This is a genomic window from Rhizobium sp. N324 (assembly GCF_001664485.1).
Classification (GTDB): Bacteria; Pseudomonadota; Alphaproteobacteria; order Rhizobiales; family Rhizobiaceae; genus Rhizobium.
Genome location: NZ_CP013630.1, coordinates 1,072,228 through 1,085,330, shown reverse-complemented (window position 1 = coordinate 1,085,330; position 13,103 = coordinate 1,072,228). Strand labels below are relative to the sequence as shown.

Genomic DNA, 13,103 nt, shown 5'->3' with positions numbered 1-13,103 from the left:
ATGCCCATTGGAGCCAGACCATGACCACCGATCTCCTGACGCTATTCGATGCCGACGAAGCCACGATGCGTGGTCTGGTCGCCGAGGCGCTCGCCGGCGCCGATGACGGCGAGCTGTTTATCGAGCATGCGCAGGCCGAGGCGCTGACCTTCGACAATGGCCGGCTGAAGGGCGGCAGCTTCAACACCGAGCAGGGGTTCGGCCTGCGCGCCGTTGCCGGCGAAGCGGTCGGTTTTGCCCATGCCGGCGATCTTTCGGTGGCGGCGCTGAAGCGGGCGGCGGATGCCGTGGGCGCGGTGACGCGCGGCTATTCCGGCTCCTATGCGGCAGCCCCGCAAGGCACCAATAAGAAATTCTACGGCGACCAGAACCCGATCGGCCAGCCGAGCTTCGAGGAAAAGGTCAAGGTCCTGCAGGATATCGACGCCTATCTCAGGGGCAAGAACGACAAGGTGCGGCAGGTGACCGCCTCGGTCGCGGCAAGCTGGCAGGTGGTCGACATCCTGCGCGCCGACGGGCATCGCGTGCGCGACATCAGGCCGATGACCCGCATCAACATCTCGGTCATGGTCGGCGAAGGCGATCGGCAGGAAAGCGGCTCCTACGGCAGCGGCGGGCGGATCGGCTTCGGCGACTTCATCGCCGAGGGCAGCTGGCAGTACGGCGCCGACGAGGCGCTGCGCCAGGCGCTCGTCAATCTCGAGGCGATCGATGCGCCGGCGGGCACCATGGACGTCGTTCTCGGTTCCGGCTGGCCGGGCGTGATGCTGCACGAGGCCGTCGGCCACGGGCTGGAAGGCGATTTCAACCGCAAAAAGACGTCGGCTTTTGCAGGCCTGCTCGGCCAGATGGTCGCCGCTCCCGGCGTCACCGTCGTCGACGACGGCACGATCGACAACCGCCGCGGCTCGATTACCATCGACGACGAGGGAACGCCGTCGGGCTACAACGTGCTGATCGAGAACGGCAAGCTCGTCGGCTATATGCAGGACCGGCAGAATGCCCGGCTGATGGGCATGGCGCCAACCGGCAACGGCCGCCGCCAGGGTTATGCGCATGTGCCGATGCCGCGCATGACCAACACCTATATGCTCGGCGGCGACAAGACGCCCGAGGAAATCATCGCCTCGGTGAAGAAGGGCATCTATGCCGTTTCCTTCGGCGGCGGCCAGGTGGATATCACCTCCGGCAAATTCGTCTTCGGCTGCACCGAAGCCTATCTGATCGAGAACGGCAAGGTCGGCGCGCCGATCAAGGGCGCGATGCTGATCGGCAACGGCCCGGATGCGATGAAGCGGGTATCGATGATCGGCAACGACATGAAGCTCGATACCGGCATCGGCAATTGCGGCAAGGCCGGCCAATGGGTCCCGGTCGGCGTCGGCCAGCCGCATCTGCGCATGGATCAGGTGACGGTCGGCGGCACGCAGACCTGAGGCGAAAGGAGCCCGTGATGGCGGAGGTCGAGATCAGGCGTTTTGCGGAAGGCGACGCCGATGCCGTGCTTTCGGTGATCCTGCCGATCCAGCGCGAAGAGTTCGGCATCGACATCACCGCCGATGCGCAGCCGGACCTCAGGGTGATCCCGGATTTCTACCAGTCCGGCAAGGGAGAGTTTTGGGTCGCGGTCAAGGACGGCGCCATCGTCGGCACGCTGGGCTTGAAGGATATCGGCAACAACCAGGCGGCGCTGCGCAAGATGTTCGTCGCCGCCGCGGTGCGCGGCCGCGAGCATGGTGTGGCGGCGCTGCTCCTCGATCGCCTGTTCGCCCATGCCAGGGATGCCGGCCTCACCGATATCTTCCTCGGCACCACGGACAAATTTGTCGCCGCCCATCGCTTCTACGAGAAGAACGGCTTTACCGAGATCGCCAACACCGCCCTGCCCCGCTCGTTTCCGCTGATGGCGGTGGACACCAAGTTTTATCGCTACAAGGTCGGCTGATCTTCCTCAGCTCTTCGATACTTCCGCCGGCTGGAACCGCCACTTCCGTTCGATCGCCGCGGCCAGATCGATATCGTTGCGGCGGGCAAAGAGCAGGATGTGGCCGAGCAGGTCGGCGGTTTCGTCGGCGAGATCGCGGTGGAGTTGTTCCGGCGTTCGGTCCCTGCGGCGCCCGCGGCCGGTGACACGGTTCCAGGCCTGGGTGAGTTCACCCACCTCCTCCTGCAGTTTCAGGAGAAACCAGTCAGGGTCACGCTCGATGCCGTTGGCCGCGGCATAGGTGGCGGATGAGGTTTCGAACTGATCGGCAAGACGACGCAACATCAGCGTTCTCCTTTTGTTTATGGAGAAGACGCTGATTCCCGATGCTTGTCCAGAGTCGATTGTCTTAGAGCGCCGCGCGTCTGTTCAGACTCAAGGACGCTGTAACACTTTGAATTGCTGCGGCGATCAGCCGTGGTCCGGCAGCAGCATGCAATCGTAGGAGCGCTGCTTCAGTGCATCGCAGGCGGAGACGGCGGCATCCTTGCTGGCGAAGCCGACGAAGCGGGCGCGATAGATCTTGTTGGCGCCCGTCCCGACTGCCTCGGTATAGGGCGAGGCGGAACTGAGCGGCGCGCCGCCCTCCGACTTTGCCTGGGCGAGAAGCGCACGCGCCGCATCGGCGCTCGGCGCGGCCGAGATCTGGATCTGCCAGTCACCATCGGCTTTGTCTGCCGACATTTTCGGCGCCTTGCCGGCGTTCAGGATTTCGTCCATCGCGACCGGACGCTCCAATGGCACGACGGCGTCATCGGCATAGGCCAGGCTCTTTGCGGCAAGATCGTCGGCCGGGCGCGGCGCGCTCAGCGGCACCGGAACATCGGAATCGGCGGCGGAGGCGATTTCGACAGGCTCCCTGGCCCCGACGCTCGCCACCAGCTTGGCGCCGCCGGAAGAGGAGGCACGGCCGAGATAGCGGTCGAGCAGACCGGCCATCTTGGCGTCGCGGCTGCGGGCGGTGCGGCCGCCGAGCACGACGCCGACGACGCGGCGGTTGCCGTCCTTGACGGCGCTGACGAGATTGAAGCCGGAGGCATTGGTGTAACCGGTCTTGATGCCGTCCATGCCCTGGTAGCGGTACATGAGATTGTTGTGGCCGCGCACGGTGCGGCCGCGGAAATTGAAGCTTGCCGCCGAAAACAGCCGGTATTCGTTCGGGAAATTCTTCATCAGCGCGATGGCGAGCGTCGACATATCGCGCGCGGTGGTGACCTGACGGCCGTCCGGCAGGCCGGAGGCGTTGACGAAGACGGTGCGGCTCATGCCAAGCTGGCGGGCCTTGGCCGTCATCATCCGGGCAAAGCCGCTTTCCGAGCCGCCGAGCGTCTCGCCCATGGCGGCGGCGGCATCATTGGCGGATTTGATGATCATGCCATAGACCGCCTCGCGCACCGTGATCGTGCCGCCGGCCTTGACGCCGAGCTTGGTCGGCGGCCGGGCGGCGGCATATTTCGACATCTTGATCGGCGTATCCCAGCCGATCTTGCCGCGCTTCAGAGCCTCGAAGGTGAGATAGAGCGTCATCATCTTGGTCAGCGAGGCTGGATGGTTCAGCGTATCGGCGTTCTCGGCGGCGAGAACCTTGCCGGTGCGGGCATCGAGGATCAATGAAGCGCTGCCAGCCAAGGCCGTAAGAGGCGCCGAAATGGCCAGCGTTACGGTCAAAACAGCCGCCAGAAGCGTTCTCATGCAGTTCCCCTTGATGCGTCGGCGGACAGGATCGGCCTTTGTGCCGTAATGTGACAGAAGCGGCAAGTTTGGCGCGACTTTGAGGCAACTCCTACCATTTTTCTAGTCTTTTCATCGCCTTGGTTAACAGGAAATGAAAAGTCCCGTGCGAAATCGGGATTCAGCAAGGCTTAAGCCGCGTTTGCTAGTCTCCGGAAAAAGGCAACGGACGGCGCATGGCGGGACAATTCAAGCGACTGGCAAAACGCGCGGCAATCGGCGCCGGGCTCGAGGTTTCCTGGCTCATCGCCGCCGCCGGGCTGATGCGTCAAGCCCGCGGACGCGGCGTCGTCTTCACGCTGCATCATGTCCGCCCGCACGTGCCGGAGGCTTTCGAGCCGAATGCGCATCTGGAAATCACCCCCGGCTTTCTCGATACGGCGCTGCGGCGGCTGAGGCGGGAGGGCTATCGCTTCGTGCCGCTCGATCAGGTGCCGGCGCTGCTGGCCGAGCCCGAGGCCGGAAAGCCGTTTGCCGCCTTCACGCTCGACGACGGCTACATCAACAATCTGGAGCACGCGCTGCCGGTGTTCGAACAGCATCGGGCGCCGTTCACGGTATTCGTCGCCAAGGGTTTTGCCGAGGGCTCGCACAGCATCTGGTGGGAGACGCTCGCCGTGCTCTTGCGCCGCTCAAGCGAACTCCGCTTCGATTTCGGCCGCGGCAGCGAGCGCCTGCCGCTCGACGATCCGCAGCAGCAATGGACTGCCTTCGATCGATTCGCCGCCTATATCCACCGCTCCGACGAGGCGCGCGCCGTTGCCGCGATCGACATGCTGGCACGGGAAAACGGCATCGAGCCGACCGATATCACCCGCGAATTGGTGATGGGTCCTGGTCATCTGCAATGGCTGGCGGCCCATCCCCTCGCCGCACTCGGCGCCCATACGATCAGCCACCGGGCGCTGGCCCGCCTGTCGGAAGCCGAAGCGCGGATAGAAATGCAGGTTTCGGCCGATTACGTGGAAGTGGTGACCGGCATCCGCCCCAAGACGATCGCCTATCCCTACGGCACGCCGGAGACGGCGACCAGCCGCGAGGCAGCAATTGCCCGCAATCTCGGCTTTCAGCTTGCGGTCACCACCCAGCCGGGCCTGCCGCTGGCGCGGAAAACCGGCTATCTCAGCCGCATTTCGCTGAACGGCTTCTACCAGAAGCGACGCTACGTCTCAGCCCTTGCCTCCGGCATTCCGCTGAAGCTGATGGGCAAATAGCGCCACTTACGGATACATCCTGACCTTGTCCCATGCGCCCTCCGGCAAGGGCCGGCGAAATTCGATGCGGTCATGCAGGCGGAAATTCTGGTCCTTCCAGAATTCGATCGAGGTCGGCCGGATGCGGAAGCCCGACCAGTGGGCGGGGCGCGGAATTTCGCCGATGGCATAACGGGCGGTATATTCGGCCACCGCCTTTTCAAGCGCGAATCGACTTTCGAGCGGGCGGGATTGTTTCGAAGCCCAGGCGCCGATGCGGCTGCCGCGGGCCCGCGTCTTGAAATAGGCGTCGGCTTCGGCGTCGGTGACGATCTCGACCGGGCCGCGCAGCCTGACCTGGCGGCGCAGGCTTTTCCAGTGAAAGCACATGGCGGCCTTTTTCTGGCCGAGAATTTCACGGCCTTTCTGGCTCTCGAAATTGGTGTAGAAGACAAAACCGTCTTCGTCGAATCCCTTCAGGAGAACCATGCGGACATTGGGAAGACCATCCTCATCGACCGTTGCCAACGCCACGGCATTCGGGTCGTTGGGTTCGGAAGCCTCCGCTTCTCCAAGCCATTCGGCAAAGAGCTTGAAGGGTTCGCCACTTTCGGTAAAGTCACCGCTTGTTAACTCGTTTGCCGACATATTGGTTCAAATGCCCCGGATTATTCAAAACTCGCCCAGCTTTTGATAACTGGACAGGATGCAGGGTGGAAGTCATAGCAAAGTCATATCGCCATACAAAGAGCCTGCGGCAACGCAGCTGCGCGTTCTTCGTCATCGGCGTTGCCATGCTTTCGCTTTCCGGCTGCCTGGCAGGCGGCATGGATTTTCTCAGTGAAGCCAAGGTCGACCGGTCGGTGGCAACCGGCACCGTGCCGCAGACGCCGCCGAGCACCGATACGCTGTCGGACGAGATGACCGTGCGCAATGCCGTGACCTCGGCCGATGTGCAAAGGCTCGAGGGCCAGCCGCTTCCCTGGGCGAATGCATCGACGGGCAGTGCCGGCGTCATCGATACGATCGTCGAGAACAACGAATCAGGCCAGGTCTGCCGCCAGTTCCGCACGACGCGGCATTCCTATGTCGGCATCGCCAAATTCTACGGCAAGACTTGCCTCGTCGGCGGCGGCAACTGGCAGCTCCTAAGCTTCCAGCCGGAAAGTTAATTTCCGGCGGGAAAGCTGATTGGGAGCCGATCCGGCCCGACAGGTTAACGCCTGACGGCTCTCTGCCGAATGCTTAGCAAAGAGCTAACCATTCGGCGCAAAACACTCCACATCTCTCCATAGAAATAAGAAGTGATTAGCAACTCCCGCGCACGATCGGGGTTGAGAGTGGCTGTCCATGCCGTTGGGGCGGGATGGCACGTGACGAGTTGATATTGGCTTTGATTTTGGAATTTCGGGATGCCGGGCAAGGACGTGGCTTCCCGCATCGCAACACCGGCGGTTTGACATGCGCGATCCTTATAAAATTCTGGGCGTCAAACGCGACGCGGCGGCAGACGAGATCAAGGCGGCCTGGCGCAACATGGCCAAATCGGCCCATCCCGACCACAATCAGGGCGACCCGACGGCGACGGCCCGGTTCGCCGAGATCGGCCGCGCCTATGAAACGTTGAAGGACCCGCGCAAACGCAGCCTGTTCGACAATGCGGTGCGGATGGCGGAAACCAAGAAGCAGGAACAGACGATCATGCAGCAGCGCCAGGCTGCGCGTGAGGCTGCCGTGCGCGCCAAGGCGGCGCAGGCCAATGCCGAGCGGGTGATGGAAGAGCTTGCACGCGCCGCCCAGAAGGCGGCGGCCGAGAGCGCCAGACAACAGGCAGGATCGGCCGAGCCGGCCGACGAGATGGTCGAGCGCATTTTCGGCGCCCAGGCACGCGCTGCCGGCGGCGGCCAGGCGCAGGGCCGCGCGCAGCAGGCGCAATATCAGCAGGCCCAAAATCAGCAGAGCCAGAATCAGCAGGCCCAGAACCAACAGACCCAGAGCCAGCAGGCGAGCGAGGCCGGCAGGCGCGTGGATGGCGATGCCGCGGAGGCCGACACCAGGGGCGACGAAGACGCCGCTGAGATGGCAGGCAATGCCGGCGCCAACCTGCCCCTGCCGCTCAGTATCCTGACATCCCTGGTGCGCCGGTTCACCGGCGCCAAGGATACGGGCCTCGAAAAAGCACCCGACGAGGTGGCGACGGCGACGGTGACGATCGACGACGTGCTGAAGAGCGGCTGGATTACCGCCTCACTGCCGGAGGGTCGCGAGATCGGTTTCGCGTTGCCGCCCGGCACCAAGGATGGTCACGAGCTGCGGCTCAAGGGACAGGGCTTCAAGCTGCCGGGCATGCAGCGGGGCGATGCCGTCATCAACATTCGCATTGCGCCCGATCCGCGCTTCACCGTCGACGGTTTCGATCTGCATGCCGTGCTGCCGCTCAGCATCGAAAATGCCGTGCTCGGCACCGAGGCGCGCATCGAGGGACTGAGCGGGCCGCTCAACGTTACTATCCCAGCGTGGTCCGGCTCTGACAAGACGATCAAAATCCCCGGCCAGGGATTGCCCCGCGAAGAGGGCGGCAGGGGCGATCTCGTCGTCGAATTGCGCATTATCCTGTGGGAAAAGCCCGACGACAAAGTCACCGATCTCATGCGGAGCATGCGCGAAGGCCTGTTCCTGTGAAATATTTATGACTTTCGCACCCTTTGTTACGATACCTAACAGTTGATGATCCAGGCCAAGCTTGAACCGATTAACGGCCTATGCCATAGGCAGGATCGATCAGAATTCCTAGGGAGCGAAATATGGCTCAAGCATCCGGCCTCATGGCAGGCAAACGCGGCGTCATCATGGGTGTCGCCAACAATCGCTCGATTGCGTGGGGTATTGCCAAGGCCATTCATGCGCAGGGCGGAGAAGTCGCGCTCACCTACCAGGGCGATGCGCTGAAGAAGCGCGTCGAGCCGCTCGCCGCCGAAATCGGCGCGACGCTGGTCGGCCACTGCGACGTTGCCGACGAAGCCACCATCGACGAGGTTTTCGCAAACGTCGAAAAGCTCTGGGGCAAGATCGATTTCCTCGTGCACGCGATCGGCTTCTCCGACAAGGACGAGCTGACCGGCCGTTACGTCGACACCTCGGCCGACAATTTCGCCAAGACGATGCAGATTTCCGTCTATTCCTTCACCTCGGTCGCACGCCGCGCCGAGAAGCTGATGACCGATGGCGGCGCCATGCTGACGCTGACCTATTACGGCGCCGAAAAAGTGATGCCGAACTATAACGTCATGGGCGTCGCCAAGGCCGCGCTCGAAGCGAGCGTCAAATATCTGGCCGTCGACCTCGGACCGCAGAACATCCGCGTCAACGCCGTCTCGGCCGGCCCGATCAAGACGCTCGCCGCCTCCGGCATCGGCGATTTCCGCTATATTCTGAAATGGAACGAATATAACGCGCCGCTGCGCCGGACCGTCACCATCGAAGAAGTCGGCGATGTCGGCCTCTATCTGCTGTCGGACCTGTCGCGCTCCGTCACCGGCGAAGTCCACCATGCCGACAGCGGCTATCATGTCATCGGCATGAAAGCGGTCGACGCGCCCGACATTTCGGTCGTCAAGGACTGAAGCATTCCGGAGCCGAGACCCGTGCTTATCTACGTGATCAGACACGGTCAGACCGACTGGAATGCCGAGCGCCGCCTGCAGGGCCAGAAGGATATCCCGATGAATGCCACGGGCCTGGAACAGGCCCGGCAGAACGGGCTGGCGCTTGGCGAAATTCTCGGCGACACGGTCGATGCATTCGATTTCGTCGCAAGCCCGCTCGGGCGCACGCGCGCGACGATGGAAATCGTCCGCGCCGCCATGGGCCTGCCGCCGCTTGCCTATCGCACCGATCCGAGACTGGTGGAGATTTCCTTCGGCGACTGGGAGGGCTCGACGCTCAAGGAGCTGAAGGCGACGCAGCGCGAGCGGGTGGCCGAACGCAACGCCTCGAAATGGGATTTCATCCCGCCCGGCGACGACGCGGAAAGCTACGAGATCCTCTCCTGGCGCACCGGCTCATGGCTGCAATCCGTCGACCGCCCGACCGTCTGCGTCACCCATGGCGGCGTCATCCGCACACTGTTCCAGATGATCGCTGACCTGCCGAAGAGCAGTGCGGCGGAAGGCGGCATCCCACAGGACCAGATCGTCAGGATCGACACCGGCGAGCGGACGATCGTCTGGCTGTAGGGCGCCTGCCCCTCATCCGCCTGCCGGCACCTTCTCCCCGTAAACGGGGCGAAGGGGGTGTGCCGCAACCTCTCGTTCCCCACTGGCGTCTCGCAGGGCACGTCCCCTCGCCCCGTTTACGGGGAGAGGGCTAGGGTGAGGGGCAGCCATTGGCGCGAACCTCACCTTACCATTCTCCAGAAGCGGCCTTACTTGACGATATCGAGATCGTTGATGACGCGCTTGCCGTCGACTTCGGTGTAGAAGACGATGACCTTCACGCCGGCCGCCAGCCCGTCGAAATTGAATTCCTCGGGCGCCTGATAGGTCTTGCCGTCATCAAGCGTCAGCACGAGATTGGCGGTGTCGACCTTCTTGATCGTCGCCTCGACATCGGCGCTCTCGGCAAAACCGCTCATCGGCGACAGGAAACTTGCTGTTGCCAAAAGCGTGGCGACGACGAAACGCATGGCGGCAATCCTTTTGAAACGCTGCACGAGAATATGACTGGCCACACATAGCCTCCTGAATATGGCGAAAATTGCCCGTAAGAATGGCTTTTTCCGCCTAATTGATGAATAGGATTTTAAATATAATCAAGACATAGCGTTAACCGCTGATTTTCCCTTCCCATGATTTTTGGCATCGTCTCGGGGCAATCGTAAATTAACTCCCACGCCCTAAAGTCGCCCGGAAGATGGGAGTTTCGTTTTGTTATCCAGGCTGAGCGACAACAAGCAGTTACGGCGCGTGTTGAAGAATACCCGCGTCTCGTTTCTGGTTTCATCGCTTGTCGCCCTTGTCGTCATCATGGTCGGCTTCGGCCTCGACCGAGCCAATACTCAATCTTATGGGCGCGAACTTCATATCCGCACCGAAAGCGAGGCGAACCTCATCCGCGCCCGGGTGATGGCTGAGATCAATATGGACCTCAGCATGGTCCGCGACCTTGCCAATCTGATCTCCGTCAGCGCCGCAAACGGAGAGGAGATGGAGCGGCAGATCAACTGGCTGCTGATCCAGAATCCGTCCTTCATTCACATCGCCGTCGCACCGGATTTCATCATCGACAACGTCTATCCCAGGCTACCCGGTAATGAGGAGATCGGCCGCGACGTGCGCGCAACGCTGTTTTCACGCCAGGCGATGACGCCGGCGGCCGCCGATCTGTCGGCGCGCTTCTATGGTCCTGTCCGCACCGACGGCCGGGACGGCTTTGCCATATTCTTCCCGGTCTTCGTCAAGGAGAACGGCCAGCGGCGGCTCTGGGGGGCAGTCGAGCTCGTCATCGACCAGCAAATGTTCTACGAGGCGACCGGGCTGATGCCGGCGCGCGACCGCGAAAACCGGGAACGTTTTCCGCATCTCAACCATCTTTCGATCGCCATCCGGGATATCGGCTCGCCGGCGAGGGGTGCGACAGCCGCACCGTTCTTCGGGTCGTCCGAGATCGACGGCAAGAATCCGATGCGCCAGAAGATCGGCTTTGCCGGCGGCAAGTGGGAACTCTCCGTCGTCCCCAACAGCGGCTGGAACGCGATACCGGAAAACCGAACCGAGCTGCGCCTGATCGTCCTTGCCGCCGGCTGCATCATCATCATCCCGATCTTCTTCGCCACCCTCCTGCTCGGCGAGCGCAATCGCAACATCACCGAGCTGGAGACGCGCGAGACGAAACTCAAGGAACTGTCGCAGCGGCTCGATCTGGCGCTGAAATCCTCGAATATCGGCATCTGGGAACTGCAGGATCATTCGAGCAGCCTGCTCTGGGATGCGCGCGCCGCGGCGCTGCACGGCAAGCCGGCGCAGGAGGGCAGCCGGGCGCTCGACGAATGGCTGGCGGCGATCCTGCCCGAGGACCGCGACATTGCCGAAGTGCATTTCTTCAGCTGCAGCATCGCCGGCACCGCCTGCACGGCGCAATACCGCATCCTGCTTGCCGATGGCGGAATCCGGCATCTGCGCTCGGTCGGCGCCTTCTATACGGATGCCTGCGGCGTCAGCAAGACGATCGGCATCGTCTGGGACGTGACCGTCGATGCGGAGACGACCGACACGCTACGCAAGGCGAAAGATATGAGCGAGGTCAAGAATGCCGAGCTGGAGCTGGCGCTTGAAGAGCTTTCCAGCCGCGAGGGGCAGTTGGCCGAACTGTCGAGCCGGCTCGACCTGGCGCTCAATTCCTATCAATGCGGCATCTGGGAAGCACGGCCCGACCGGGGCGGCTCGATCTGGAACGAGCGCATGCACGAACTCTACGGGCTTGCGCCGCGCAACGGCTTCATGACCGAGGAGACCTGGCTTGGCTGCATCCACCCCGAGGATCGGGGCCTGGCGCTCGAAAGCGCCCGCTACTTCAAGAAGAACGGCGATACCCACACCCTGGTCTGCCGGGTGATCGTCGATAACGGCGCGGTGCGCTATGTGCGCTCGGTCGGCAAGGTCCACCAGACGGGGACCGGCGAGATGAAGATCATGGGCATCGCCTTCGATGCCACCGAAGACGTGCTGATGACGATCCGGCTGAAGGCGGCCAAGGACGAGGCCGTGGCCAAGAATATCGAGCTCGAGCTTGCCAAAAACAGGATCGAGCACAATTCGCTGCACGACCCGCTGACCGCGCTCGCCAATCGCCGCAAGATCGATATCGCGCTGGAAGAGCTGACGAATGACGGCCGCCGGCAGCGGCAGAAATTCTCGATCCTGCACATCGACCTCGACCGCTTCAAGGAGATCAACGACACGCTCGGCCATGCCGCCGGCGATGCGATGCTGGTGCACGCCTCGAAGGTGCTCGCCAAGAATGTCCGCGGCAGCGATCTCGTGGCGCGCATCGGCGGCGACGAATTCGTCATCCTCGCCGTCGATGTCGGCGATCAGGAGATGGCCGAGCTTTCAGCCAGGATCATCGAGGAGATGCGCCAGCCGATCGATTTCCAGGGTTTTGCCTGCCGCTGCGGCGTGTCGATCGGCATCGCACTTGCCAACGGCATTCATGTCGATGCGCGCAAGGTGCTGATCAATGCCGATATCGCGCTCTACCGCGCCAAAAGCATGGGCCGCAACCGCTTCGAATTCTTCAACCACAATCTCCAGGCCGATATCGTCAACACCAAACGCACCGCCGACGAGATCCTCGCCGGCATCGACAATGGCGAATTCACCGCCTGGTATCAGCCGCAATTCTCCGCCCGGACGATGGAACTGACAGGGGTGGAGGCGCTGGTGCGCTGGAAGCATCCGTCCAAGGGGTGGCTTGCGCCCGACCGGTTCCTGCGCATCGCCGACGAGATCAATGTCGTGCAGATGCTCGACCGGATCGTGCTGGAAACGGCGCTGCGCGACAGGATGCGCTGGACGGCGCTGGGCATTGCCGTGCCCAAGGTCTCGGTCAATGTCTCGGCGCGGCGGCTGCATGACGGCAGCCTGCTGGAATCGCTCGCCGACCTGCATATCCGCCCCGGCGAACTTTCCTTCGAACTGGTGGAATCGATCTTCCTCGACGAGAGCGAGGATGTCGCCTCGCACAATCTCGAGCGCATCAAGGCGCTCGGCATCGATATCGAGATCGACGATTTCGGCACCGGCCATACTTCGATCGTCAGCCTGCTGAAGCTGAAGCCCAAGCGGCTGAAGATCGATCGCCAGCTGGTGCAGCCGATCGTCGGCGCCACGCAGGAACGGGCGCTGGTCCGCTCGATCATCGACATTGCCCGCTCGCTCGGCGTCGAGACGGTGGCCGAAGGCGTTGAGACGGCGGCCCATGCCGAACTGTTGCGCGATCTCGGCTGCGACATCCTGCAGGGCTATGCCTTCTCACGGCCGCTCTCCTTCGAGGATTTCACCACCGAGGCCACCGGAACGGGATGGCGGCTGGCATCCTGACCGGCTTCCTCTGACAGGGACGGAACAGCATTTCCGCCGCTGCCGGTTTGACGCAAAGAAAGGCTTTTGCCTCGACGGTTTTTTGGCCTATGAGTG

General features: G+C 62.7%; 12 protein-coding genes. 8 read left to right on the top strand and 4 right to left on the bottom strand.

The genetic code is table 11. From position 1 onward, the window contains the following. The first annotated feature begins 20 nt into the window (after positions 1-20). Together tldD and AMK05_RS05115 are read left to right on the top strand one after the other, a co-directional pair. Complete coding sequence (tldD, locus tag AMK05_RS05120) at positions 21-1,436, top strand: metalloprotease TldD (RefSeq protein WP_064837115.1); 1,416 nt, start codon at positions 21-23, stop codon at positions 1,434-1,436. A gap of 17 nt (positions 1,437-1,453) precedes the next feature. Next, complete coding sequence (locus AMK05_RS05115; protein ID WP_064837113.1) at positions 1,454-1,945, top strand: GNAT family N-acetyltransferase; 492 nt, start codon at positions 1,454-1,456, stop codon at positions 1,943-1,945. 6 nt (positions 1,946-1,951) lie between these two features. Here the strand turns inward: AMK05_RS05115 and AMK05_RS05110 are convergent, their stop codons facing one another. After that, the gene (locus AMK05_RS05110) at positions 1,952-2,269 is read right to left on the bottom strand and encodes a pyrophosphatase (protein WP_064837111.1); all 318 of its coding nucleotides are present in this window, start codon (positions 2,267-2,269) and stop codon (positions 1,952-1,954) included. Between the two features lie 126 nt (positions 2,270-2,395). Next, a complete protein-coding gene (locus tag AMK05_RS05105; protein WP_064837109.1) occupies positions 2,396-3,676 on the bottom strand; it encodes a D-alanyl-D-alanine carboxypeptidase family protein in 1,281 nt (426 codons plus the stop codon). 215 nt (positions 3,677-3,891) lie between these two features. Between AMK05_RS05105 and AMK05_RS05100 the strand changes: the two genes are divergently transcribed. Next, entirely contained in the window at positions 3,892-4,929 is a 1,038-nt protein-coding gene (locus tag AMK05_RS05100; protein ID WP_064837107.1) for a polysaccharide deacetylase family protein, read from the top strand. Between the two features lie 6 nt (positions 4,930-4,935). Here AMK05_RS05100 and pdxH read toward each other — a convergent pair whose 3' ends face one another. Then, positions 4,936-5,556, bottom strand: a complete 621-nt coding sequence (gene pdxH, locus AMK05_RS05095) for a pyridoxamine 5'-phosphate oxidase (RefSeq protein ID WP_003584693.1) — start codon at positions 5,554-5,556, stop codon at positions 4,936-4,938. A 65-nt stretch (positions 5,557-5,621) separates the two neighbouring features. Between pdxH and AMK05_RS05090 the strand changes: the two genes are divergently transcribed. The 4 genes from AMK05_RS05090 to AMK05_RS05075 all read left to right on the top strand — a co-directional run bounded on the left by AMK05_RS05090 (position 5,622) and on the right by AMK05_RS05075 (position 9,143). Next, positions 5,622-6,080 carry an RT0821/Lpp0805 family surface protein gene (locus tag AMK05_RS05090; RefSeq protein WP_064837105.1) on the top strand — a complete coding sequence of 153 codons (459 nt, stop codon included), beginning with the start codon at positions 5,622-5,624 and terminating at the stop codon, positions 6,078-6,080. 289 nt (positions 6,081-6,369) lie between these two features. Further along, entirely contained in the window at positions 6,370-7,590 is a 1,221-nt protein-coding gene (locus AMK05_RS05085) for a J domain-containing protein (RefSeq protein ID WP_064837103.1), read from the top strand. A gap of 122 nt (positions 7,591-7,712) precedes the next feature. Continuing rightward, a complete protein-coding gene (fabI, locus tag AMK05_RS05080; RefSeq protein WP_049736024.1) occupies positions 7,713-8,531 on the top strand; it encodes an enoyl-ACP reductase FabI in 819 nt (272 codons plus the stop codon). 21 nt (positions 8,532-8,552) lie between these two features. Continuing rightward, the gene (locus AMK05_RS05075; protein ID WP_064837101.1) at positions 8,553-9,143 is read left to right on the top strand and encodes a histidine phosphatase family protein; all 591 of its coding nucleotides are present in this window, start codon (positions 8,553-8,555) and stop codon (positions 9,141-9,143) included. Between the two features lie 188 nt (positions 9,144-9,331). On the opposite strand, the gene AMK05_RS05070 is transcribed toward AMK05_RS05075, so the two are convergent. Next, positions 9,332-9,592, bottom strand: coding sequence for a DUF1344 domain-containing protein (locus AMK05_RS05070; RefSeq protein WP_049736051.1), 261 nt, complete (start codon positions 9,590-9,592; stop codon positions 9,332-9,334). Between the two features lie 241 nt (positions 9,593-9,833). Here AMK05_RS05070 and AMK05_RS05065 point away from each other — a divergent pair, with 241 nt between their 5' ends. Beyond that, positions 9,834-13,007 carry a bifunctional diguanylate cyclase/phosphodiesterase gene (locus AMK05_RS05065; RefSeq protein ID WP_064837099.1) on the top strand — a complete coding sequence of 1,058 codons (3,174 nt, stop codon included), beginning with the start codon at positions 9,834-9,836 and terminating at the stop codon, positions 13,005-13,007. Positions 13,008-13,103 lie beyond the last annotated feature (96 nt).